Annotated in this window: 23 protein-coding genes and 3 pseudogenes; all 26 read left to right on the top strand. The window is 56.5% G+C overall.

Annotated elements, in window-relative coordinates:
• The first annotated feature begins 51 nt into the window (after positions 1-51).
• Positions 52-816 (top strand): flagellar motor protein, encoded by a 765-nt coding sequence (locus AB1644_02275; protein ID MEW6049874.1) that lies wholly within the window; start codon positions 52-54, stop codon positions 814-816.
• Between the two features lie 3 nt (positions 817-819).
• On the top strand, positions 820-1575 hold the full coding sequence (locus tag AB1644_02270) for a flagellar motor protein MotB (GenBank protein ID MEW6049873.1): 756 nt from the start codon (positions 820-822) through the stop codon (positions 1573-1575).
• Between the two features lie 182 nt (positions 1576-1757).
• The gene (gene flgB, locus AB1644_02265) at positions 1758-2171 is read left to right on the top strand and encodes a flagellar basal body rod protein FlgB (protein MEW6049872.1); all 414 of its coding nucleotides are present in this window, start codon (positions 1758-1760) and stop codon (positions 2169-2171) included.
• A 10-nt stretch (positions 2172-2181) separates the two neighbouring features.
• Positions 2182-2685, top strand: a complete 504-nt coding sequence (gene flgC, locus AB1644_02260) for a flagellar basal body rod protein FlgC (GenBank protein MEW6049871.1) — start codon at positions 2182-2184, stop codon at positions 2683-2685.
• A gap of 10 nt (positions 2686-2695) precedes the next feature.
• Complete coding sequence (locus AB1644_02255; protein ID MEW6049870.1) at positions 2696-3025, top strand: hypothetical protein; 330 nt, start codon at positions 2696-2698, stop codon at positions 3023-3025.
• 2 nt (positions 3026-3027) lie between these two features.
• Positions 3028-3351: a flagellar hook-basal body complex protein FliE gene (fliE, locus tag AB1644_02250; GenBank protein ID MEW6049869.1), complete on the top strand. Its 324-nt coding sequence runs from the start codon at positions 3028-3030 to the stop codon at positions 3349-3351.
• A 67-nt stretch (positions 3352-3418) separates the two neighbouring features.
• Positions 3419-4969 carry a flagellar basal-body MS-ring/collar protein FliF gene (fliF, locus tag AB1644_02245; protein ID MEW6049868.1) on the top strand — a complete coding sequence of 517 codons (1551 nt, stop codon included), beginning with the start codon at positions 3419-3421 and terminating at the stop codon, positions 4967-4969.
• An 8-nt stretch (positions 4970-4977) separates the two neighbouring features.
• On the top strand, positions 4978-5988 hold the full coding sequence (gene fliG / locus AB1644_02240) for a flagellar motor switch protein FliG (protein ID MEW6049867.1): 1011 nt from the start codon (positions 4978-4980) through the stop codon (positions 5986-5988).
• The gene (locus AB1644_02235) at positions 5981-6682 is read left to right on the top strand and encodes a FliH/SctL family protein (GenBank protein MEW6049866.1); all 702 of its coding nucleotides are present in this window, start codon (positions 5981-5983) and stop codon (positions 6680-6682) included. Before fliG ends, AB1644_02235 begins: the two co-directional genes overlap by 8 nt.
• Positions 6683-6699: 17 nt before the next feature.
• Positions 6700-7995, top strand: coding sequence for a FliI/YscN family ATPase (locus AB1644_02230; protein ID MEW6049865.1), 1296 nt, complete (start codon positions 6700-6702; stop codon positions 7993-7995).
• An 11-nt stretch (positions 7996-8006) separates the two neighbouring features.
• The gene (gene fliJ / locus AB1644_02225; protein ID MEW6049864.1) at positions 8007-8459 is read left to right on the top strand and encodes a flagellar export protein FliJ; all 453 of its coding nucleotides are present in this window, start codon (positions 8007-8009) and stop codon (positions 8457-8459) included.
• A 73-nt stretch (positions 8460-8532) separates the two neighbouring features.
• The gene (locus AB1644_02220; GenBank protein ID MEW6049863.1) at positions 8533-8739 is read left to right on the top strand and encodes a hypothetical protein; all 207 of its coding nucleotides are present in this window, start codon (positions 8533-8535) and stop codon (positions 8737-8739) included.
• 148 nt (positions 8740-8887) lie between these two features.
• Positions 8888-9646, top strand: a complete 759-nt coding sequence (gene flgF / locus AB1644_02215; GenBank protein MEW6049862.1) for a flagellar basal-body rod protein FlgF — start codon at positions 8888-8890, stop codon at positions 9644-9646.
• 33 nt (positions 9647-9679) lie between these two features.
• Positions 9680-10468: a flagellar basal-body rod protein FlgG gene (gene flgG, locus AB1644_02210; protein ID MEW6049861.1), complete on the top strand. Its 789-nt coding sequence runs from the start codon at positions 9680-9682 to the stop codon at positions 10466-10468.
• Positions 10469-10471: 3 nt separating this feature from the next.
• Positions 10472-11164, top strand: coding sequence for a flagellar basal body P-ring formation chaperone FlgA (gene flgA / locus AB1644_02205; protein ID MEW6049860.1), 693 nt, complete (start codon positions 10472-10474; stop codon positions 11162-11164).
• Between the two features lie 25 nt (positions 11165-11189).
• On the top strand, positions 11190-11780 hold the full coding sequence (locus AB1644_02200) for a flagellar basal body L-ring protein FlgH (GenBank protein MEW6049859.1): 591 nt from the start codon (positions 11190-11192) through the stop codon (positions 11778-11780).
• Between the two features lie 11 nt (positions 11781-11791).
• The gene (locus AB1644_02195; protein ID MEW6049858.1) at positions 11792-12925 is read left to right on the top strand and encodes a flagellar basal body P-ring protein FlgI; all 1134 of its coding nucleotides are present in this window, start codon (positions 11792-11794) and stop codon (positions 12923-12925) included.
• Positions 12925-13221, top strand: a pseudogene (locus AB1644_02190) (rod-binding protein). Before AB1644_02195 ends, AB1644_02190 begins: the two are co-directional and overlap by 1 nt.
• 264 nt (positions 13222-13485) lie before the next feature.
• Positions 13486-13872 (top strand): annotated as a pseudogene (locus tag AB1644_02185) (lytic transglycosylase domain-containing protein).
• A gap of 44 nt (positions 13873-13916) precedes the next feature.
• The gene (locus tag AB1644_02180) at positions 13917-14402 is read left to right on the top strand and encodes a flagellar protein FlgN (protein ID MEW6049857.1); all 486 of its coding nucleotides are present in this window, start codon (positions 13917-13919) and stop codon (positions 14400-14402) included.
• Positions 14402-15796 (top strand): flagellar hook-associated protein FlgK, encoded by a 1395-nt coding sequence (gene flgK / locus AB1644_02175; protein ID MEW6049856.1) that lies wholly within the window; start codon positions 14402-14404, stop codon positions 15794-15796. Before AB1644_02180 ends, flgK begins: the two co-directional genes overlap by 1 nt.
• Positions 15797-15835: 39 nt before the next feature.
• Positions 15836-16009, top strand: a pseudogene (gene csrA / locus AB1644_02170) (carbon storage regulator CsrA).
• A gap of 174 nt (positions 16010-16183) precedes the next feature.
• Positions 16184-18109 carry a flagellar hook-associated protein FlgL gene (flgL, locus tag AB1644_02165; GenBank protein MEW6049855.1) on the top strand — a complete coding sequence of 642 codons (1926 nt, stop codon included), beginning with the start codon at positions 16184-16186 and terminating at the stop codon, positions 18107-18109.
• A gap of 24 nt (positions 18110-18133) precedes the next feature.
• On the top strand, positions 18134-18607 hold the full coding sequence (locus AB1644_02160; GenBank protein MEW6049854.1) for a flagellar assembly protein FliW: 474 nt from the start codon (positions 18134-18136) through the stop codon (positions 18605-18607).
• A gap of 63 nt (positions 18608-18670) precedes the next feature.
• A complete protein-coding gene (locus tag AB1644_02155) occupies positions 18671-20338 on the top strand; it encodes a tetratricopeptide repeat protein (GenBank protein ID MEW6049853.1) in 1668 nt (555 codons plus the stop codon).
• Positions 20331-22892: a tetratricopeptide repeat protein gene (locus tag AB1644_02150; GenBank protein MEW6049852.1), complete on the top strand. Its 2562-nt coding sequence runs from the start codon at positions 20331-20333 to the stop codon at positions 22890-22892. Before AB1644_02155 ends, AB1644_02150 begins: the two co-directional genes overlap by 8 nt.
• Positions 22893-23022: the final 130 nt, after the last annotated feature.

Genomic DNA, 23022 nt, shown 5'->3' with positions numbered 1-23022 from the left:
AATGCGCAAATAATAAACAGGTCACGATAAACGGAACGGACACCGTCGGTCATGGATCTTGCAACAGCCATCGGTCTGATTCTCGCATTCGGTGCGGTCCTGGGTGCCTTCAAGTTGGAAGGGGGCGAGCTTGACGCCATTTTCATCACCGCCCCTATTCTCCTGGTGATCGGTGGCACGCTTGGGGCGACCATCATTACGACGTCTATACATACGGTGAAGAGGGTTCCAAGCTATCTCCGACTGGCTTTCTTTGGCCCGTCTCATCCTCTCACTGCGACCATCGAATCAATCGTCCGCATGGCGGAGAAGGCGCGACGCGAGGGGATTCTGGGACTCGAAGGGGATCTCAAGCGGATCCACGATCCGTTCTATCGTAAGGGGGTTCAACTGGTGATCGATGGCACGGAAGTCACGGTATTGCGGGAGATACTGGAGACCGAGATGGCGTATGTCGAGGAACGTCACAAGCGAGGTATCACGTTTTTCCAAAAAGCCGGCGGGTTTGCGCCAACATTGGGAATCTTGGGAACTGTACTCGGTCTGGTGCACACACTGGGGAACACTTCCGATGCCAGTCGCATGGCAGCTTCGATAGCTGCCGCTTTCATTGCCACGCTCTGGGGAGTGGGATTGGCCAACCTGTTTTTCCTACCGGTCTCGGACAAGCTGCGCCTTCGTCACGAGGAGGAAATGGCCCATCTCGAATTGATCACAGAGGGGGTTGTGGCGATCCAGTCCGGCGACAATCCGCGAAATATCCGGACTCGTCTCCATTCATTTATTGCTCCGCAGCACCGCCGCGGCGAGGTCTGAGCCGTGCGCCGTACCCGTAAGAAGCATGACGGCCACGAGAACCTCGAACGCTGGCTGCTCACCTACGCCGACTTGATCACATTACTCCTGGCCTTTTTCGTGGTTATGTACTCCATGTCGCAGATCGATGCCAAAAAATTCGGCAAGATGGCAGAGGCGCTTCAAGGTGTGCTGAAGGGTGGGGACCAGTTGGTTAAACGCCCTGCGGAAAAGAGTAAAACCGGTCACGGCGTGCTCAAGCTCGGTGACCTGAATATGATCCAAAAGCAGCTTGCGGAGCGGTTCAAGGAAGTCAACCGCCAGAACGAATTCAAAGCCGAGATCACCGAGCGCGGATTGGTGGTGCATATTATGGAGTCGGCGCTGTTCAAGGAAGCCTCCGCCAATCTCGAACTGCGTGCGGTGGAGATGCTCGACCTCATCGCGGGCAAGATCAGCGGCCTGCCCAATCATATCCGTATCGAAGGACACACCGATGACCGCCCTATCAGTACGATCCAGTATCCGTCGAACTGGGAGTTATCGTCAGCGCGGGCAACCTCAGTGGTACGGTTCTTTGTCGACGAGGGGGCGGTCAAACCGGATCAAATATCGGCGCTCGGCTATGGTGAGTACCGTCCGGTCAGACCGAACAACTCCATCGAAAACCGCGCCCAAAACCGCCGGGTGGATATCGTGATATTGACGATGGAACAGACCCTCAAAGAGCCATCATCGCAACTATACTATCCTGCCGTCGCGGCGGGTGACACCTTGTAGCACCGATACAAATCTTCCATCATCGTTGGAAATCGTTTCCGATAACTACCTTTGACGCCGGCCGAGCGCACTGCCTCGTCGCCGCTATTCAATTGATTCGCATAGCATTACCGCATCACGCGGGAGCTTGGCACCGCCCTTGCTTTGCACCGGTCGGAGATCGTGTATACGAAAACGAAGGTATGGACAACAAGCTGACGCAGTTCATTTTCGACAAGATGGCGGTGCCCACCTTTCGGAAATATCTCAATCTCGGCTCGTTTCGACAGAAACTCATCAGCGGCAATCTGGCCAACGTCGCCACGCCCGGCTATGAATCGCGCGATATCGATTTCCAGGGGGAGTTCAATCGCCTGACCGCCAAGTCCAACCATCTTGCGGGGACTCGCACCGATGTCCACCACTTGCCCATCGGAGCGCATCAGGAACGGACGCCGGATGTGAAAGAAGCACGGATCGCGAATGGCGATATGAACTCTATTGACGTGGATCACGAGATGGCCGGCATGGTGCAGAACCAACTGGCGTACTCGGTGGCGGCGCGGCTGCTCCAGATGAAGTTCGCCGGTCTTCGCAACGCGATAAAGAGCGAATAAGGAGATCATCATGGGCGGCATATTCCATTCCATAGAAGTCTCATCCCAGGGTCTCACGGTCCAACGATTGAAAATGAACGTGGTGGCGGAGAATATCGCCAACGCCGAGACGACCGAAACGACCGAGGGTGGGCCGTACCGGCGCAAGCGCGTTCTGGTGGCGGAGCAGAAGGAGCCCGGGTCGTTCGAGTCATTTCTGCAACAGGCCCAAACACCGCTGGCGCAGACTGATCCTGGACATCGGCCGGGTAAGTCACTCATCATTCGAGACCAACTTGAGATGTCATCGGCCAAGCCACGCGAGGTCACCGATCCGGCCTCGAGTTTCAAGCTGGTGTATGATCCAACCAATCCGGATGCGGACGAACAAGGATACGTGAAAATGCCGGACGTGGAGATCATCAATGAGATGGTGGACATGATGTCGGCCAGCCGGGCGTATGAAGCGAATGCCAACGCGATCGCCGCCGCCAAACAGATGGCCAGAGATGCTATCGAGATATCGGGAAAGTGAGAGAGATAATATGAACATCAACCAAGTCGGCATACAATCGTACCAGCAGGTCAATCGTCGGGACAACCAACTGCCGGTCACTCAGGATCCGGCCGCACGACCGACGAACGATGCTACCGTTGTTATTGAACCGCAGGAAGGCACTTCGGGATCGAAACTGGCCGTGACGGCGCCCAAGGGGAGCTACGCCGATTTTCTGTCGGTCGACGAACAAAAAGCACTCGAACTTCTATTCGCCCGATTCAAAGACAACCAGCGGTTCGGGACCGGCTATAAGGCAACTGCCGCCGCCGAAGCGCCAGATCCGATGGTCGGGCAGATCATCGACGTGAAAGTGTGACCATGGCGACACCGGTGAACAATGTCACGCGGCTCGTACCTGGGCTGGTCGAGCGGCTTGGACGGAAGACGGTGCTCGACGAGATGGCGCCGGAAGGGGCGGCCCAGGCCAATTTCACCGAAATGTTCTCAAATTTCCTGAACGGCGTCAACGACGCGCAGCACTCGGCGGGACAGGCGCAGCAGGCGTTCATGTCCGGCGAGCCGATCGAGCTGCACGATGTGATGATCAAAGCGGAGGAAGCAGGGCTGACGATGGATCTCCTCTTGGAGATCCGGAACAAGCTGTTGAATGCCTATAACGAACTTATGCGCATGCCGATTTAGTCAGAACGACCAGCGGCACGCCATTCAGCCAGGGACGGCTGAACCGTGATAGACAATAGGAATTGCCATGAACGATCTGAAAAGCGGCTTTAAGAACTTCTCCGCCTATGTGGCCAACATGACGGCAAGCCAGGTGATGATGCTGTTTGGCCTGGCGGGTGGTACTATCGTTGGTATCTTCTTTGTGGTCGGCTGGGTGAAGGATGTCAACTATGCTCGCCTCTACACCCATCTGGACGAAGGTGAAGCCGGCGAGATAGTCTCCTATCTCGGCGACCAGAAGATCCCATACAAACTGACCGACAACGGAACCTCGATTGAAGTTCCCTCGGACCAGGTATACAAGACCCGCATTTCGCTGGCCGCCGAAGGGCTGCCCAAGGGGGGCGTGATGGGGTACTCCATATTCGACAAGAACAATCTGGGGATGACCGATTTCCTTCAGAATCTCAATTTCCGGCGCGCGCTGGAAGGGGAACTGACCAAGACGATCATGCAGCTTTCCGAAGTACAGGCGGCGCGGGTGCATATCGTCATTCCCAAGGACCGGCTGTTCAAGGAAGACAAACGTGAGGCGACCGCCTCAGTATTACTGAAGCTAAAGGGGCATTCGCAATTAGGGCGGCAGCAGGTGAATGGAATCACCCATCTGGTAGCATCATCGGTCGAAGGTCTGAGTCCAGGCAACATCACCATAGTCGATTATGAGGGGAATCTGATCTCGGGTGGCCAGAAAGCGGACCCGTTGGCCGGTATGTCAAGTTCGCAGCTCGATGTCCGGCAACAGGTGGAAAAGTATCTCGAAGAAAAAGCTCAGTCTATGCTGGACGGCGTGCTTGGACCCGGCAAGGCAATCGTGCGGGTCACGGCAGAATTGAATTTCCAGCAGCTGGAACGGACGGAAGAGAAGTTCGACCCGGACAATTCGCAGATCCGGAGTGAAGAGCACACCAAGACGACCAACAACTCAAGCAACAAAGCCCAGGACAGTGTTGGTAGTTCCCAGCAGGAAAACTCAGAGACCTATGTCACCAACTACGAGTTGAACAAGACGGTCGAGCATATAGTCAACGCAGTCGGAACGATCAACCGGCTGTCGGTGGCCGTCACGGTCGACGGCACCTATTCCGAGCAAGCCGCGGGCGGCGAGGCCGGCGAGAAAGTGTACCAGCCGCGGTCGCAGGAAGAACTGGATCGCCTGGCGGCGGTCGTGCGAAACGCTGTCGGATTCGATTCACAGCGAAACGATCAGATCGAGCTGTTCAACGTGCCATTCAACCGTGATCAGATTCAGGTGGAACAACAGCAGCTTGATACCATGTATCAGCGGGAGTTCTACTGGGAAATTGCCAAGAAAGTCGGCATCGTACTTCTGGTCATCATGGCGCTCTTGTATCTCAAGCGTAAATCGAAGAAACTGTTTTCGGCACTCGGTCAGATTTTGCCGCCTTCAGTGCCCCGTCAGGTAAGGGCGCAGGCGCAACAGGGAGGCGAAGAAGAGTCGGGGCCGATAGCGATGGAGCCGCGCAAGCCGCGCCTGGTTGATCAGATGCAGCACGTGGCCAAGGAAAAGCCGGAAGAAGTGGCCAAGGTCATTAAGACGCTCATGATTGAGTAGAGGTCGGTATGGAATACGAGGTAATGACACCACAGCAGAAGGCGGCAGTTGCCCTGGTGGCTTTCGGTCCCGAGGTTTCAGCGCTGGTTCTGAAGGGGATGTCGGAAGCCGATCTTGAAAAAGTGACGGTGGAAATTGCCAACCTACGCGACGTCCCCCCCGAGATCGAGCAGAAGGTAATCGAGGAGTGCCATCAGATATTCATGGCGCGCCAGTACATCTCGCAGGGCGGTGTCGATTTTGCCTCGCAGATTCTCGAGAAAGCGGTTGGCCCGCACAAGGCCAAGGAGATCCTGCACCGGCTCGAGTCCTCGTTCAAATCAAAAGGGTTTTCGCTTCTTAAGGATATCGACCCCAAGCAGCTCAGCGCGTTCTTTCAGAATGAACACCCACAGACCATCTCGCTGGTCATGACGCAACTGAGCCCGCAGCAGGCGGCGGCGGTCCTTTCGGAACTGACGCCGGAGCTTCAGGCGGAAGTAGCGCTTCGAATCGCCACGATGGAGAAGATTTCTCCTGAGATTCTGAAGGAAATCGAAGGGACGCTGGAAAGCCATTTCGGGGCGTCATCGAGTCGCGACCTATCCGTATCTGGAGGCGCCAAGGCTATCGCGGAAATCCTTAACCTGATCGATACCACCGCGGAAAAAAATATTCTTCAATCGCTTGAGGCTGAGGACCCGGACCTGGCGGCTGAAATCAAGAACATGATGTTCGTGTTTGACGACCTCGTGTTGCTTGATGACCGCTCCATCCAGCGGGTGCTCAAAGAAGTGGAGACGAAGGACCTGTCGATTGCGCTCAAGGCGGCCAGCGACGAGGTCAAGGGGAAGATATTCGCCAACGTCTCCGAACGTGTGGCGGTCATGATCAAAGAAGAGATGGAATTCATGGGGCCAACACGCCTTTCTGACGTGGAGGCGGCACAAGGGAGAATAGTCGAAGCGGTACGTCGCCTCGAAGAAGAAGGCCAGATATTCATTTCCGGCCGCGGCGGCAAAGAGGATATCATTGTCTAAGATTGTCCGAAATGTCACGGACGCGCCGGTGGTGTTTATCGGCGAACGGCAACGAGACCTGCAAGCTGAGACGAAAGCTGTCCGCATCCTGGCCGAGCATTATCCGACAGTCGAGTGCATTACCAGCGGCGACGACGTTAAGTTCATCCCGATCACCGAAGTCGTCAAGTTCGAACGGGCATTACAGCAGGCGCAGGAGTCTGCGCGGGATGAAGGATACCAATCGGGGCATGAGGCCGGGGTGCGCAAAGGGCTCGACGAGGCCCGCCAGGTACTGGCGCGATTCGACCAGGCCATCAAAGATGCAGTGACGCAGCGCGAGACCCTCCTGCAGCAAGCGAAGTCGCGCATTCTCGAACTGGTGCTGCAAGTAAGTCGCAAAGTGACATTCGATGCCATCGAGGCTGACCGCGAGGCGACGGTCGAGCTCATCAACGGCGTCATCAATCAGCTCATCGATCGGTCCCGGCTCAAAATCCGAGTGCACCCGGACTTTCTTCCGATCATGGAACAGAATATGAACCGATTCCTGAGCAGTTCGGCCGCGATCAAAGAGATAACCTTCGAGGCGGACCCCAGGGTCCGCCACGGCGGCTGTTTTATCGAAACTCCCACCGGCGATATTGACGCCAGGATCGAATCGCAGTTTGACGTGATCGCCGACACGCTGGTCGGCGCCGAGGAGTCGGCTTGAGTGTTGTGCCGTACGACATGTACGCCGACCGGATTGCGCGCGCCAGCACGGTCAAGCAGTTTGGCAGAGTCTCCCAGGTAGTCGGACTGGTCATCGAATCGATCGGTCCGGCCGTTTCCATCGGCCGGCTTTGCCGCATCGAAAACCAGGAAGACGGTTCCTATATCAAAGCTGAGGTTGTCGGGTTTCGCGACAACCGTTTGCTTTTGATGCCGCTCGGACCGATCTCGGGTATTACGCCGGGGGCGATAGTGACCTCGACCGGCGAGCAGTTGCGTGTGCCGGTGTCATCACGTCTCATCGGGCGGGTGCTGGGGGGTCTGGGGCAGCCACTTGACGGCAAAGGACCGATTGCCAGTTCGACCACCCGAGCTGTCAATGGCCGCGCGATCGCAGCCCTGGCACGCCAGCGAATCACCCAGCCGCTCCGGACCGGTATCAAAGCGATCGATCTCTTATCAACTGTCGGAAAAGGGCAGAGGATGGGTATTTTTGCCGGCTCCGGTATTGGCAAATCGGTCATGTTGGGCATGATGGCGAGAAGCTCATCAGCCGACGTCAACGTGATAGCATTGGTCGGCGAACGGGGGAGAGAGGTGCGCGAGTTCATCGAACGCGATCTCGGTCCCAAAGGAATGGAGCGTTCGGTTGTTGTCGCTGTGACCTCTGACCAACCGGCGTTGATACGTATCAAGGGGGCGCTGGTGGCGACCACTATCGCCGAATATTTTCGTGACCAGGGAAACGATGTCATGCTCCTGATGGATTCGGTGACGCGTTTGGCCATGGCCCAGCGTGAGATCGGTCTGGCCGTGGGGGAGCCGCCCGCCACCAAGGGGTACACGCCTTCGGTGTTTGCGATGTTGCCTGGCCTGCTCGAACGGGCCGGCACCAGCGAGCGCGGCTCGATCACCGGACTTTACACGGTGCTGGTGGAAGGGGACGATTTCAACGAGCCGATATCGGATGCCGTGCGCTCGATTCTCGACGGTCACGTCGCGCTCTCCAGAAAACTTGCGGCGCTGAACCAGTATCCGGCTGTGGACTGTCTTGATTCCATCAGCCGTCTGATGAAAGATGTGTCGACGGCCGAAGAGATGGCACTGGCGGCGAAAGTGCGTGAGCTGTTTGCAACCTACCGTGAGGCCGAAGATCTCATCAACATCGGCGCGTATGTCAAAGGGTCAAACGCGAAGATCGATCTGGCGATAGCCAAATATGACGCGCTGAATGCGTTCTTCCGTCAGGCGATATACGAGCAGTGCGAACATGCACAGGCGGTTGAGGGATTGGCGGCGATCGTCAATTCCTGAGCAGATTTCCCATGAAGAAGTTCAAGTATCGGCTGGAGCCGCTTCTGCGTCTCCGGGAACATCTGGAGAAACAGCGTCAAAAAGAGCATGCTGTGGCGATTCTGCAGGTCCAACGACAAGAACAGCATCTGGCTGAGATCGAGAATGCGCGAGGCGCCACCATGGATATTCAGCGACGGTATTCCGAAGTGGGCATTGCGGCATTCCGCCTGCAGATGACCTCCCGATACCTGCTCAAGCTGAAACGGGATTCCCTGACTGGCGGGGAGCTTCTGAAAGGTCTCGAGCGCGAAGCTGAAAAGCGACGCCTCCGCCTGGTCGAGGCCACCAAGCAGAAAAAGATCTTCGAGAAACTGAAAGAGCGGCGACAGGAAGCATTCTATCGGGAAGCGAATTCATCCGAAAGGAAGGAGTCTGACGAAATTGCCGGGCGGTCGTACACGGCCAGAGCAAGATGCAGATAGCGAGTGCTTCGCGCAGGCTCTGAAACGACTCTCAATGTTTCGCAACCGACTGCCGATATTCCTGACATAGCTTATGGCCGAGTCCAAACAAAAGACCGAGCGGTGCGCCTATCTGCGCTGCTGCTATCTCGCCGAGTCGCTTAAATGCTTCGGTTATAAGACCGATTGCGTACTCTATCAGCAGTCCAACGGCGAATCGTACAGTGAAGAGAAGTTCCATGAAGCGATGGATACCTTGATCAACAAGACCAAGGCAAAATTCGAGAAGATCCCTCAGTAACGCCGCCTCGAATCGAAAATCTTTCTTCATCCTCTCCGAAAATAATTCCCCATTTCTCTGTTGCCGGCGACCGCACAATATGCACCGAGTCGGTTATCTCCGGTTGAAGCAACGAGTTAGGTGCGTCGCAGACCCGGTGGCACGCGCCATGCTCAATCGTCTGACGGAGAACTATATGATCAAGGGTATGTACACCTCGGCGTCCGGTATGATCCCGCGCGTGAAGAAGCAGGAACTGGTGGCGAATAACGTCGCCAATGCCGCCACTGCGGGCTACAAGAAGGACGCCATATTCATACGGGAACTCTCGAAAGCTGAGCAGAAACTCACCCCCAAGCAGACCGACTGGCAGAAACCAATGGTCAATGAGACCTATGTTGATTACACGCCGGGGACATTTGATCGCACCGACAATCCGTTAGACCTGGCTATCGACGGCGACGGTTTCTTTCGCTTGCAGGATCAGGATGGGAACGAGTTCCTGACCCGCTCCGGCACATTTCAGGTCGACAATGCCGGCTTCCTTAGCTATCCCGGGGGCTTCAGGGTGATCGGCGAAAGCGGGCCGTTACTGGTCGGCAACGGTGCGGTCAATGTAGGACAGGGTGGGGAAATCGAAGTGGACGGCAATCAGACTGGACGGATAATCCCAATGACCGTTGACAATATGGACAAACTCGAGAAAGTGGGGGGCTCACTGTTCCGGGTGCCGGATGGCGTGCAGACTTCGCCGGCGGCCAATGCGATGCTTCGCCAAGGGTATTTGGAAACCTCCAATGTAGACATCGTCCGCGAGATGGTGGACATGATGATAGCATACCGCACCTATGAAACGAATGCCAAGGCGCTTCAGGTGCAGGATGAATCGCTGGACACGCTGTTCAAGCGGGTCGCCGGTAACGGATAGAGAACAAACAATAGGACATAAAGGACACGTGCCATGATTAAAGCAATGCGAACGGCTGCATCGGGCATGATGGCGCAGCAGATGAATGTTGACAACATCGCCAACAACCTGGCGAACGTCAACACGAGCGGCTTTAAGAAAAGCAAACTGGAATTTCAGGACGTGCTGTACCAGAACTACCGCAAAGCGGGGTCTGCGTCGGCCGTCGGCGCACAGGTGCCAACCGGCCTGGCGGTCGGCTATGGGACCCGCCCGGCATCGAGTACCCGCGAATTTTCCCCCGGCGATCTGCAGCAAACCGGCAACCCGCTCGATCTGGCGATCGATGGTGACGGGTTTTTCCAGATTCAGCGACCGGACGGCACCACCGCCTACACGCGCGACGGGTCGTTCAAGATTTCTGCAGATGGTCGAGTGGTGACGTCCGACGGTTACTTTCTATTGCCGCAGATCACAATTCCAGACAACACGACCTCAATAGCAGTGGGAGGGGACGGCATGATCGAAGTCATCCAGTTCGGACAGGATACACCCGCGCAACTCGGGCAATTGGAATTGGCTCGGTTCATCAATCCGGCTGGTCTGTCAGCGATTGGCAAGAACCTGCTGGTTCCCACGGCGGCATCGGGCACGGCCACTACCAACGTGCCGACCCAGGGCGGATTGGGAACGATCGATCAGGGGTATCTGGAAATGTCCAATGTCTCGGTGGTGGATGAAATGGTGAACATGATTGTCGCCCAGCGAGCGTACGAAATGAACTCCAAGGCGATCCAGACGGCCGATGACATGGCGCAGATCGCCAACAACCTCAAGAGATGATCTATGAAACGAGGATTTCCTTTCACCGCCTGTAAAGTGATGCTGGCTTTGGTCATGACCGTCTCCGTGGAGGCAGTGACGCTGGATGAGACAATCGCGCAGCAGGTGCTCGCGCAGAATCATCTCGATGCGAACTACTACGAAATACAGGTCATTTCGAACCGGTTGAAGACGACGGATATGGGTGACCTGACGGCTACCGTACGCCCCATCGGCACCAAGGAGCCGCTTGGTCTGTACACCGTGTATGTCGCGGTCGAGCGACAAGACAGTGTCGTGGAGTCCGGGCAGGTCAATCTGAAGATAAGAAAATTCGCCGATGTGCTCGTGGCCCGTGGGCCGGTCGGGCGACACGAGCTTGTTTCTCCTGAGAATGCCGAGCTTCAGCGGAGGGAGATCAGCGCCGTGTACGATCAGCCGATCGTTTCGTGGCAGGAACTGAGCGGACGGCGCCTGAGCCGCGCGCTCGGCAAAGGACAGATAATCACTGCCGGTGCGCTCGAACCAATCCCTGACATTGAGGTCGGGCGGGAGGTGGCAATCGTCTGCACGGACGGAGCTATCACGGTTACCGCTTCGGGGCAGGCACTTCAGAAGGGGCGTGCCGGTGAGTATGTGCGAGTCAAAAATAGGACATCCGGCAAAATCGTGGTCGCCAAAGTGATCGACCAGACCACCGTCACCGTGATGCCGTGACGTCATAGGATGCAAGGAGCAAGACATGAAAGCCAGCCGCATACTTCTGTTCATTCTGATACTGCTGCTTTTGCCGTTTGCGTTCAAGGGCAAGGGGCAGGATTTTGGACAGAGTCAGTCGCTATTTAGTGATATCAAAGCGCACAAAGTCGGTGACGTACTGACGGTGTTGATCTACGAACAGAATCAGGCCTCGAATCAAGTACAGACCAAAACTGAGAAGAGCAACGATGCCTCCACCAAGGGTGGCCCCGGTGTTGGGCCTCTCCTGAGATTCATTCCCGCTTTCAGCATGGATGCCGAATCCGAAGTGAATTTCAACGGCAAAGGGCAGAACCTGCGGAACGGCTCGCTTCGCGCCCGCATGTCGGTGACGGTGGTGGGAGTGAAGGACAACGGTGATCTGATTATCGAGGGATCGCGGGTGTTGGGAATCTCGCACGACCGCGAGACGATCAGCCTCAGCGGCGTCGTGCGCACCAAGGATGTAAGCCCGGATAATACCGTCAACTCATATCAAATAGCCGATGCCGAGATCAAATACACAGGCAAGGGAAATGTTGACACGGGGACTCGTCCGGGGTGGTTTGCCAGACTGGTAAGCTGGTTTTTCTAAGGAGCACACCGATGGTACAGGGGTTGTACATGCGACTGGCCACACCGGCTGGATTCTTCTTTATCCTGTTCCTGCTGATGCTCATCTGCACGCCTGTGGATGCGGCTCAGGTGCGGGTGAAGGATATCTGTACATTTCAGGATGGCCGCGAACTTGACCTGGTCGGCTATGGGCTGGTGATCGGCCTCGACGGTTCCGGCGACGGCAACGGAACCCAGTTCACCACGCAGTCGCTGGTCAACATGATGCAGCGAATGGGGCTGACGGTTGATGCCAACAAAGTCAAAGTCAAGAACATCGCGGCTGTCATCGTGACCGCGCGGCTTTCGAGCCGGATGACGGACGGTGCCTATTTCGACGTCACGGTGTCGTCGATCGGCGATGCCAGTTCTCTTCAAGGGGGCACGCTGCTTCTGACGCCGCTATCCGGCCCCGACGGTGTCGTGTACGGTGTGGGGCAGGGAGCGGTGTCGATCGGTGGATTCAACGTTCAGGTCGACGAGACCAACCGGATCGTCAACAACTACACCCTGGTGGGGCGTGTGCCCGGGGGAGGCAAGGTAACAAGAGTCCTTACGGCTGACGAGGCGAGCAAGGAGGTCATTCTTTCGGTACATGATCCCGACGTGACGACGGCCCAGCGCATCGCCGACCAGATAAATATCGAATATGGTACCACGGCGTATGCTGTCGATGGCGGCAGTGTGAAGCTGCACGTGCCGGATTCGCTCGCTGCACCGGGCCTGAGAACCAAGTTTCTGTCGGATGTCGGGCAGTTGGCCATAGTTCCGGACGCCAACGCGCGGGTGGTTATCAACGAGCGCACTGGCACCATCGTGGCCGGGCAGAACGTAATGATCGAACCGGTAGCGATCGCCCACGGCACTATCACGGTCAATATCAAGTCGCACCCGCTAGTATCACAGCCGGAACCGTTCAGCCAGGGTCAGACAGTCGTGACGCGTGAATCGGAGATTACGGTCGATCAGGAAGCTGCACGGGTGGTAGAACTCGACGCGAGCGTCAAGTTGGCCGATGTGGCCAACGCTCTTAACAAAATCGGCGCCACGCCGCGAGATATCGTGGCAATTTTCCAGGCTCTTAAACAGGCCGGTGCCCTCCGTTGCGAGCTGGTAATCATGTAATGAAACTAACTGTTCCCATAGCGGCGCCGCCCAATCCATACGGCGATATCGAACGACTGAAGGGTCAGCGCGTGGGTTCGCTTGAAGGCGAGAAAGCGCGGCTTCGCAAGGCAACGAAGGAGTTCGAGTCGTTTTTCACTTACTACCTGCTCAAGACCATGCGCCAGACCATCCCCAAAAGTGCTCTGGCGGATGCACTTCCGATGCAGGACGGCATGGGCAAAGAACTGTTCACGGACATGTTTGATATGGAAGTTTCCCGTACGATGGCCCGAGCCGGAAACCGGTCGATCGGCGACATCATGTACCACTCGCTTGAGAAGATCGTCGAGGCACAGTATCGCACTCCGACCGAGACGCCAGAGCAGATTCCGGTTGCACGCGCCAAACGCGTTCCTATCGAATTGAAGCAGGAGTCGATCTCGCTGCCGAAAGCGACCGAAACAAAGGCAGTGCCGACGGCGGCGGAGCCGCTCTTCCGCCCGATCACGCCACCAAAAACACCCGATACCAAGCCCGAGACAAGCACCGATCCGATCCTTCGACAGTTCGGCGCACATATTGAGGATGCTGCGGAGAAACATGCGGTGGATTCAAGTCTCATTCTCTCGGTCATCCGTGCGGAATCGGGCGGCAATCCCCAGGCGGTCTCACCCAAGGGAGCCAAAGGACTCATGCAGTTGGCGGATTCGACTGCGCAGACCTACGGTGTGACCAACAGTTTCGATCCAAAAGAGAACATTGAAGCCGGCAGCAAATTCCTCAAATACCTGCTGGACAAGTACCAGGATGTGAAGCTGGCGCTGGCTGCGTACAACGCCGGTCCCGGCAATGTCGACAAGTATGGCGGGATCCCGCCTTTTCGGGAAACGCAGGAATATGTGGCGAAAGTCACGGGATTTCTAAGCGAAGCGACCGACGCGCGCCTAAAGAACGCTAAGGATTGACCGATAACGGAGATACGAGGACATGCGACCTCGGTGATAGGATTATGATCAACCAATTGATCGGAATCATAGGCAAGGAAGCGGCCTTGTTTGAATCTTTTCTGGACCTGCTTCAACAGCAAAAGCAGATGCTCGTGACCAACGATCTGGAGGGATTGAGGGTTGTCACGGACAAGCAGCGTGAGAAGCTGGTGGAAAGCCGCCTGCTCAATCGTCAACGCGAGGAGTTGATAGCACAGATCAAGGCAGCCAACAGCCTTGACGGCGACGTCACGATCACTCGCCTGTTGTCGCTGCTGGACGAAGGGCAGGCCAATCAACTGCGCACGCTTCGCGAGACGATCCAGAATCTCAACGAGCAGATCATACAGACGCGCAACAGCAACGCCATGCTGGTCAACCGATCGCGGGAATTCATCAGCCGCATCATGATCATGCTGTCGCAGATGCACACCGCGGACACGGGATACGGCCGAGGCGCCGAAACCACCGACCAACCGGCGGCGGTTGCCGTCGACAGGAGGGCATGATGCCGGGGCTGTTCCAGGGATTGGAATTGGGGAAACGGGCGCTTCTGGCGCACCAGTTTTCACTACAGACGGCAGGACATAACATCGCCAATGTGAACACGCCCGGCTACAGCCGTCAGCGTGTTTCTATATCGACGACCATGCCGGAGAATCTGACTTTCGGTTCGGTCGGTACTGGTATGAAAGCCGACAATGTCCGGCAGGTGCGGGACCTGTTCCTGACCGCTCAGTATCGCGAGGCGCAGAAGTCGCTGGGCCAATGGTCGTACAAATACAGCACCCTCTCACAGATCGAGGCTGCCGTCAATGAACCGCAGGATAACGCCGTCGGGGATCTGCTAAACGGATTCTGGGATGCCTGGTCGGATCTGTCTACCAACGCCGACTCATCCAGTAACCGGTCCAATGTCGTGGCCCAGGCCAACAAGCTGGTCGACGGTATCCATCAACTGGCCAACCAACTTGAGAGTCTTCGCCAATCGATCGACAGCGATCTGACGAATTTCACTAACGAAGTTAACCGCCTGACGGCCGAGATCGCCAATCTGAACCAGCAGATCAAGACCGCGGAATTAGGCGGGAATTCGGCCAACGACCTGCGCGACCAAAGGGACCTGCTAACCGATCAGCTGTCACAAATCATCGACGTGCGTACGCGCGAAAAGGCGAACGGCGAGACGATGGTCTACATGGGAGCGATGGTGCTCGTGGACGGCTCCGATTCGTTCGATATCGGCGTCAATGCCGTCAGCGAAGACGGCCAGTTCAGTCACCAGTTTGTCTGGGCTGGAACCGATGTCGAATTGCAGAATTACAACGGCCAACTGAGCGGGCTGCTCGAATCACGCGACGTGGTCATCCCGCGGTATATCGAACAACTGAATGAACTCACGCGGACGCTGGTCGAAGAGGTGAATGCGCTTCATGTCGCCGGCTATGCACAGGATGGCTCCACGGGCGTGGCGTTTTTCGATCCGAATTTCACCGATGCCGCCACCATCCGGGTGAACAACCTGATCCAGCTCGATCCCACCAGAGTGGTGGCATCGCAGGGACAGGACGGGGACAACCTGATCGCGCTGGCACTCAGCGAGCTCCGCAACAAGCGAACGATGAACAGCAATACGACCTCGATAAATGAGTATTACAACAGCCTGGTAGGGAATCTGGGCATCGAGACGCACGAGTCGAAGTCGTTTTCCGAGAATTTCGAACTGCTCGTGCAGCAGATCGAGAATCAACGACAAGCGGTGCAGGGGGTGTCGCTGGACGAAGAGATGACCAATCTCATCAAGTACCAGCACGCCTATGACGCCGCAGCACGGGTGATCACGACCATGGATGAGGCGCTCGATGTGGTCATCAACGGCATGGGCATAGTAGGACGATCGTAGCGGCGGCTCCAGTGGGAGCTCGCCTCCACGGAGGGCACAGTGCTGATTCTGACACGGAAGTTGGGTGAATCGATCACCATTGGCGACGACATCAAGGTGTCGGTGCTGGGGATTCGCGGGCGCCAGGTACGGCTCGGTATCGAGGCGCCGGCAAAAGTGGTGGTTCACCGTGAGGAAATCTATGTCAAGATACAGGCGGAGAACCGGAAGGCCTCCAAGACCGTGAAAGGGGACCTGATGGGGATGGTAAGTCTGTTGAAAGGCAAGATCAAGGGAACTCCCCGGCCGGCCGATGCGCCGACCGTCGATTACAAGGACCAACCCAAGCGGCGTGGCGACGGCCCAGATGACGCGGCCGGAGCCTCGAATAAAGGATAGCGGATCACTATGGCATTGCGAGTAACCAACGAGATGATCTCTGGCCGCGTGGTGTTCAATTTGCAGCGGTCGATCCGCCGTTATCTCAATCTGCAAACCAACATGTCCACCGGCCGCCGAATCAATTTGCCGTCGGATGACCCGCTGGGAGCGGTCCGCGATCTCAACTATCGCGCGGAACTGGCTCGGATCGAGCAGTACCAGAAGAACATCTCACAGGGACAAAACTGGCAGGCCACCTACGAGTCGGCGCTGAACGAAGCCAAGGACCTCGTCTCCACCGCCAAAGAGATCGCAATCGCCATGGCAAACGGCCATTACGATGATATCGCTCGGCAGTCCTCGGCCAATGAGGTCCAGTTGCTGTTCGATCAACTGATCCAACTGTCGGGCACGGAACTGGAAGGTCGGCAGGTATTCAGCGGTTTTAGAACGAAAACCGAGCCGCTGGCGCTCTATGCCAACGGTGTGGCATACCGCGGTGATACCGGCAAGTTCGAATTCGAGATCGAACCGGGCAGCCGGACAATCGTCAATCTGGACGGCGCCGAACTGTTTTTGCGTCAATTCGGGCCGCTCGGCGAAGATGCGGATCTGAATGTCGGGGTAACATCGTCGACGCTCCTTGCCGACTTGAATGGCGGCGCCGGCATCAGTCAGGTGCCGGGGACGTTCACCATCACCGACAGAAACCTGAATATCACTTCCACTATCGATTTAAGCGGTGCGACCACCCTCGGGGATGCCCTCGCCGCGATCAACGCGCAGTTGGCCGCTGACGGTATCACCAATCTGACGGCGACGCTCGGCGCCGAAGGGAACAATATCCTACTGGATTCAACGCCGAACGGGCTTATCTCAACCAGCACGCAATTGTCAAAACTCAACAGCGGCAATGGGGTCGATCTGAATCCCGGGAATATCCGCGTCAGCAACGGGGCTGGAGTGGACGTTATTGTCGATCTGTCCGGTTCGCTCACGGTTGATGACATCATAACCAAATTCAACACGCAGTTAGCGGCGAACGGTGTGGCGAATGTCACCATGTCGATCAATGGAACACAGACCGGGTTGGCGATCACCGACACGAATGGTGTGCCGCTGAATCTGACCATCTCGGAAACCTCGGATCAGGAACAGACCGCGGCCATGCTTGGCATTGCAGGTCAGGTGGGGGCAGCCATGACCGGCGCGGCGCTCAACCCGGCAGTGTTCTTCTCCGTGGCTGATACTACCGGTACGACTGCTGCTGACCTGACGATTCAGGGTGAGTTCTCGGCCGATTTCTCGGGCGGCGACCTTAATCCCAGGCTCACGTCGGATGCCCTCCTTACCAGTTTCCGCAATGGTTCCGGAGTGGACCGTTCCAGTTTCGTGATGTGGCAAGGGGGCTCTAACGCGACTATAGATTTGTCCAGCCCGTCGCTTGTCACGGTTCAGGACCTGATTGATGCTATCAATGCGTCCGGCCTGACCGTTACGGCGTCGATCAACGCCGCCGGCACCGGTATCCAGATCAACAACGATGATCCCAACAAGAGCTTCACCATCGAAGACGTCGGCGCCGGACGGGCGGCAAAGGACATGGGCTTGTTCGGTTCGAGCGATACGATGGGGACAATGCTTGTGCTGCTCAATGCTCTCAAGCGCGACGATCAGGAAGGAACCGGCATGCTGCTTGGGAATCTGGACAATTCTATTCAACACGTACTGAACCAGCGAGCCATCGTGGGAGCCCGGGCCCAGAAGCTCGAAGCTACTGATAACCGACTTTCCGACATGTTCGAGGGGTTCACCAAGCTGCTCTCGGAGGTCGAGGATGCGGACCTTACGACACTGGTAACCGACCTGGCCACATATGAAAACAACTATAAGGCTGCCTTGAATGCGTCGGCACTCATTGTGCAGCCAAGCCTCCTGGACTTCCTGAGGTGATGAGAAAGTGAGGGGATAGGACCCATGACCATCAATACCCACCGTTTCGGACCGGTGCAGATTCCGGATGACAAAGTCATATATATGGAACGCCCCATCCTTGGGTTTGAGCACCTTACCACTTTCTGTCTGGTCGAGCGTGACGACATGTCCCCAATGATGTGGCTGCAGTCGATGGAGGACCCGGCGGTGGCGTTCCTGGTGGTCAATCCGCGCTGCATTTATCCCGACTACCGGATAGAGGTGAATCCCAATGAGATCGCCGAACTTAGGGTGGCCAAAGTGGCGTCGGTCGAAACGTACGTCATCATTACGATGACCGACGATCCCCGCCAGACTTCGGTGAATCTGCAGGGACCGGTCCTGATCAACACGGAAAACAACCTGGCCAAGCAACTGGTGCTGGTCAATTCGGAATACACGGTGCGCCACCTGCTGTTCGCTGAACCTGTGGCTGAACGCCAGACCGAACGGCGTCACAAACTGGTCACCGTATAGTCGAACCGATCCGGGCAGGGACGGAACCCGGCCCGAGTACCAGATCGAAGGAAAGGGAATGGGATGCCCGTTCTGTCCAACATCGACATCACTCAATCTCGCCTGCCAGCAACTTCGACCGATCTCGTCGAGTTAACCAAGTTAGCAAATGAGGCCCTGGCGCGGAATGACAACACTGTCGCGTTTGAATTTCTGGAGCAGATAACAGCCAGGCCCGAAGCGTCGGTTCGCTCGTGTGTCGCAGCCGGCATCCTTGCGGCAGAAAGACGCGAGTTCGACCAGAGCCGAACCTATTTCAACCAAGCGCTCGCCAAATCACCACTGGATTTCGATGCCCGCTACAATCTTGCCTTGATCGAGCTGATGTCTGGGTCGCCTGATCAGGCTGAGGAGCATATTCGGACACTCTTGAAAAACAACCCAGACCACCATGAGCTTTTGAGCGATCTCGGGGTCATTCTCATGACACAGGGTCGTACCGGGCGCGCCCTCGGTTATTTTCGCCGAGCGCTGCGGGCAGATCCCAACTTGAGCAAGCCACGCGATGCCGCACTCGAATTCTACCTGGATAACAATCTGCTCGTGGAAGCAGGGCGGTTCCTTGATTGGAACGAGACGTTACACAATGTCTCTGCCGCCTCGCGGACGGAGATCGCTCGATGGCGAGAAAGACTGCTGGAGCATGACCGGCCGACTTCAACCGGCACCCCTGCCAACGCCGTTGTCGATGTGCCAATTCGCGCTTTCAGCCAAAGGTTGACCGGTCGCAAGCTGGCCTTTTTTGCGTCACATCAGACATTCATCAAGGACATCATGGCCGGAGTGGGTCAGCACAACCTGGTACGATTGTTCAGATCCGGCAGTGCCGACGACATGAAGCAGCTTCTGCGCTGGGCGGATCTGGCCTGGTTTGAATGGTGCGACGAACTTGTCATACAAGCCACGAAATGGTCCAGAAGATGTCCGGTCATCTGTCGCCTTCACAGCTACGAAGCATTCACCGATATGCCGTCGCGGGTTGATTGGAGCAAGATCGACCGGCTCCTGTTTGTCAGTGAAGCGGTGCGACGCCTGGTCGAGCCGCAACTCCGTGGGCGCGTTAAAACGCATGTGATAACCAACGGCGTCGACCTGGACAGATTCCGGATTCCCGCACGGAAGAGATACGGCAAAAGAATCGCGTCGGTCGGCTATATCAACTACAAGAAAAACACGCCGCTCCTCTTGTATTGCTTCAAGAAGATCCATGAATATGATCCTGCCTACACTTTGCACATCGCCGGCGAGCACCAGGATCCCCGCATGCAACTGTACATAGACAACTTCCTGAGGCGTCACCCGCTGCCGGTTCGTTTCGACGGTTGGGTTACCGACATGCCTGCCTGGTATGCCAACAAAGATTTTGTCATCTCGACCTCGCTCTTCGAGTCGTTTCACTACTCCATCGCCGAAGGAATGGCGTGCGGTCTCATGCCGCTCATCCATGATTGGTACGGGGCAGATATGGTGTATCCCTCGGAGTATCTGTTTGGCGACCCGGATGACTGTTTGAAACTGCTTCAGACTTTGGAGCAGGAAGACAGGGCATCAAGGGCGGAGGCCAATAGAGTCTTTGTTTGCAAACAGTACGACCAGCGACGCAAACAAGAAGAGATCGAATCTTTGTTGTGCGAAGTTCTCATGGCCGGCACGGACGAAGGGCGTCGGGCTGAAACGTTGACATATGAGTAAACGAAGAAAAAAATCACGCACCGAATCGGGAGCAAAACGCCAGGGAGCAGCAATCCGGTTGTCGGCGAACGCCGAATCTCGGACATGGTGGCTTGAGGCATTGGCCGCCGATCCAAACGATCCACGAGCGCTGGCGTTTCAATACCTCGATTCAAAGCTCCTGCCCGAAGCCGAGGCCGCAGCTATTCGTGCGCTCGACCTGCATCCCGGAAACCCAGATTGTTATTACGTCAGATGCGCCGTGGCCGTGCAATTGGGCGAGTATCGTCAGGCTATTGACTCGGGACGACGCTGTTTGGAACTGTTGGAATTACCGAGCGCTGCGACCCCGGTGCAATCAGCACTGACGGATAGTCCCAATCTGCGGGCGCGCTTGTACGCGTTACTTGGAATTGCCAATGAGCAAACCGGCGCTGCCGACAGTGCTATCACGCATTTCGAGCGTGCCATCAGCATTCAGCCACACAACCAGTCGGCCTATCTTGGCCTGGCTTGGCTCTACCGGCGGCAGAACAGGATCCCGGAGGCAGAAAAGGTTGTAGCTCGCGGATCAAAACAGTGTCCCGAAGCAACTGAGCTCGGGATGCTGTCGGCGATTCTGAAGCCACATGCGACGGTATCTGCCTGCATGATCGTGAAAAACGAAGAAGATCAACTGCCCCACTGCCTTGATTCGATTCGTGATTGGGTGGACGAAATTGTCATTGTGGACACCGGTTCCTCAGACAAAACCGTGGAAATTGCGACCTCCTACGGTGCCCGGGTTTTTCACCAGCCCTGGGAAGGAGACTTCTCCAAGCACCGCAATCACTCACTTGACCAGGCCACCGGGGATTGGATCTTCATCATCGATGCCGACGAACAGTTCTGCGCGGATGACCGGCCTAAGGTGAGAGCCGCGCTCGACTCGGACGATGTTGATATCATCTCCATCAACGTGTTTAACGTGTACGGCAGCGATGAAGCCACCACCACGTTTCTGCCGTCGATCCGTCTCTTTCGCCGTCGACTTGGACTTCGTTACGAGGGAATTGTCCACAATACGCTGTTGCTTCCGCCCAATGCGTCGGTCGCCCGTGTTTCGGCGCGCCTTAAGCACTACGGCTACGACCTTTCACCCGATAAGATGAAACAGAAATTCGAGCGGTCGCGCGCCTTGTTGGAGTCGCAGTTGGCCGCCGATCCGGACAATCCGTTCGCGCTCTTCAATTATGCCCAGCTTCTGCGGGGGGCCGGGGAGAATTCGCTTGAACTCCATGCTCCGAAGATACTCGAATCGGCAGGCCGGGCGGTTTCACTCACGAACCCCGATGACCCATCGCAACGGCACATTCATTTGATGTGCCTTGACCAACTTGGCTGGGTGAACATGTACTTGAAGAAGTACGACGATGCCGTGCAGTACGCAGGTCGCGCGCTTTCACTCAAGCCGGATTATCTCGATCCGCTGCTATTACTGGGACATGTTTATGCCCGAATGCAGAACTATGATCAGGCCACACAATGGTATACCAAGTATCTCAAGCTGCAATCGGAATATGACAGTTCACTGGAGACCGAGAACATCATCCTGATGCATATCGACAGCCGTGCCCAGGCGCTCTATGGCCTGGCGGTGATCGCCGAGCTTACCAACCACCCGGATCAGGCGCGAGAACTTTATGAGCAGACGCTGGCCGTCAAGTCCGGGCATCTTGAGGCCAACGCCAATCTGGGGAGGCTCCTGCTGGGTGATGGGGACCTGGCCGAGGCGAAGAACTGCTTCCTGCGCCAGTTGCGGACAACTCCGGATTCCATAGACGCACTCCTCGGCCTTGGCTACATTTCCATGCAGGAGCATGCGTTTTCCGATGCCGAGAGGTATTTTCACCAGATACTGGAGATCGACGATCACCAGGTCATGGCGCTGATACGGCTGGGACAGATTTCACTTCGATCGGGGAGTGCGGATGTTGCGCGCGCATATTTCAACCGAGCAAGCCAAGCCGATCCGGCAAGAACCGTCGAAATCGCTGAATCGTACTCACGCGCCGGGTTTTATCGCGAAGCCATCTCATATTACGAGCGCCCCCTTGGGAGGGACAGCGGCTCGTCGGAGAACTTCAACGACCTCGGGAATTGCTATTTCAGGCTTGGAGAATTCGATGAGGCCGAACGGTACTACCGTCGAGCCACAGAGACTGTTCCGGTCGCACCCTCGGCCTATCGCAACTACGGACTCGTGCTGGCTCGTCAGGGCCGCCGCAGTGCGGCAGTCGAACCGTTCGAGCGGTACCTCAAAGCCGGCTCGGAAGATGTCGAAATCCGGCGCTTGGTGGCCGATTTTCATCGAGCCGACGGAGATCCGGCGCGAGCGCTCCCACACCTTGAGGCCATTCTCAAGGTCGAGGCTCTGGACACCGATGCTTTGCTGGCCCTCGCCGACTGCTATCTTCAAATGGGACATAAAGATGCGGCGATCCTCGGATATGAGCAAGTTCTCCGGTTCCACCCTGGCCATCCCGCAGCGGCTAGGCGGCTTCAGGAACTTCAAGACCCCGCTCCAACCCTTTGACCCTGCCTGCCCTCCTGAAAGCAGTCGGGTCTGTCCACAAAGCGTAAAGTCTGCCAAAGATTTGCCGATGATGAAAGCATGAAATCATAATCTCTATGAACAACCATAAACATGCTCAACCAAAAAAGCG

The sequence above is a fragment of the Candidatus Zixiibacteriota bacterium genome, assembly GCA_040753875.1.
Classification (GTDB): domain Bacteria; phylum Zixibacteria; class MSB-5A5; order GN15; family FEB-12; genus DATKJY01.
Note: the sequence above shows the minus strand (reverse complement) of the source record. Positions and strands in the feature narration are given on the sequence as shown.

Coding starts and splice junctions, on each gene's coding strand:
- AB1644_02200 (MEW6049859.1), top strand. CDS start 11,190: ATGAAAGCCAGCCGCATACTTCTGTTCATTCTGATACTGCTGCTTTTG.
- AB1644_02275 (MEW6049874.1), top strand. CDS start 52: ATGGATCTTGCAACAGCCATCGGTCTGATTCTCGCATTCGGTGCGGTC.
- AB1644_02150 (MEW6049852.1), top strand. CDS start 20,331: ATGAGTAAACGAAGAAAAAAATCACGCACCGAATCGGGAGCAAAACGC.
- AB1644_02155 (MEW6049853.1), top strand. CDS start 18,671: ATGCCCGTTCTGTCCAACATCGACATCACTCAATCTCGCCTGCCAGCA.
- fliF (MEW6049868.1), top strand. CDS start 3,419: ATGAACGATCTGAAAAGCGGCTTTAAGAACTTCTCCGCCTATGTGGCC.
- AB1644_02180 (MEW6049857.1), top strand. CDS start 13,917: ATGATCAACCAATTGATCGGAATCATAGGCAAGGAAGCGGCCTTGTTT.
- flgC (MEW6049871.1), top strand. CDS start 2,182: ATGGGCGGCATATTCCATTCCATAGAAGTCTCATCCCAGGGTCTCACG.
- flgG (MEW6049861.1), top strand. CDS start 9,680: ATGATTAAAGCAATGCGAACGGCTGCATCGGGCATGATGGCGCAGCAG.
- AB1644_02160 (MEW6049854.1), top strand. CDS start 18,134: ATGACCATCAATACCCACCGTTTCGGACCGGTGCAGATTCCGGATGAC.
- flgK (MEW6049856.1), top strand. CDS start 14,402: ATGCCGGGGCTGTTCCAGGGATTGGAATTGGGGAAACGGGCGCTTCTG.
- flgL (MEW6049855.1), top strand. CDS start 16,184: ATGGCATTGCGAGTAACCAACGAGATGATCTCTGGCCGCGTGGTGTTC.
- fliE (MEW6049869.1), top strand. CDS start 3,028: ATGGCGACACCGGTGAACAATGTCACGCGGCTCGTACCTGGGCTGGTC.
- fliJ (MEW6049864.1), top strand. CDS start 8,007: ATGAAGAAGTTCAAGTATCGGCTGGAGCCGCTTCTGCGTCTCCGGGAA.
- flgB (MEW6049872.1), top strand. CDS start 1,758: ATGGACAACAAGCTGACGCAGTTCATTTTCGACAAGATGGCGGTGCCC.
- AB1644_02230 (MEW6049865.1), top strand. CDS start 6,700: ATGTACGCCGACCGGATTGCGCGCGCCAGCACGGTCAAGCAGTTTGGC.
- AB1644_02195 (MEW6049858.1), top strand. CDS start 11,792: ATGGTACAGGGGTTGTACATGCGACTGGCCACACCGGCTGGATTCTTC.
- AB1644_02220 (MEW6049863.1), top strand. CDS start 8,533: ATGGCCGAGTCCAAACAAAAGACCGAGCGGTGCGCCTATCTGCGCTGC.
- flgA (MEW6049860.1), top strand. CDS start 10,472: ATGAAACGAGGATTTCCTTTCACCGCCTGTAAAGTGATGCTGGCTTTG.
- fliG (MEW6049867.1), top strand. CDS start 4,978: ATGGAATACGAGGTAATGACACCACAGCAGAAGGCGGCAGTTGCCCTG.
- AB1644_02255 (MEW6049870.1), top strand. CDS start 2,696: ATGAACATCAACCAAGTCGGCATACAATCGTACCAGCAGGTCAATCGT.
- flgF (MEW6049862.1), top strand. CDS start 8,888: ATGCTCAATCGTCTGACGGAGAACTATATGATCAAGGGTATGTACACC.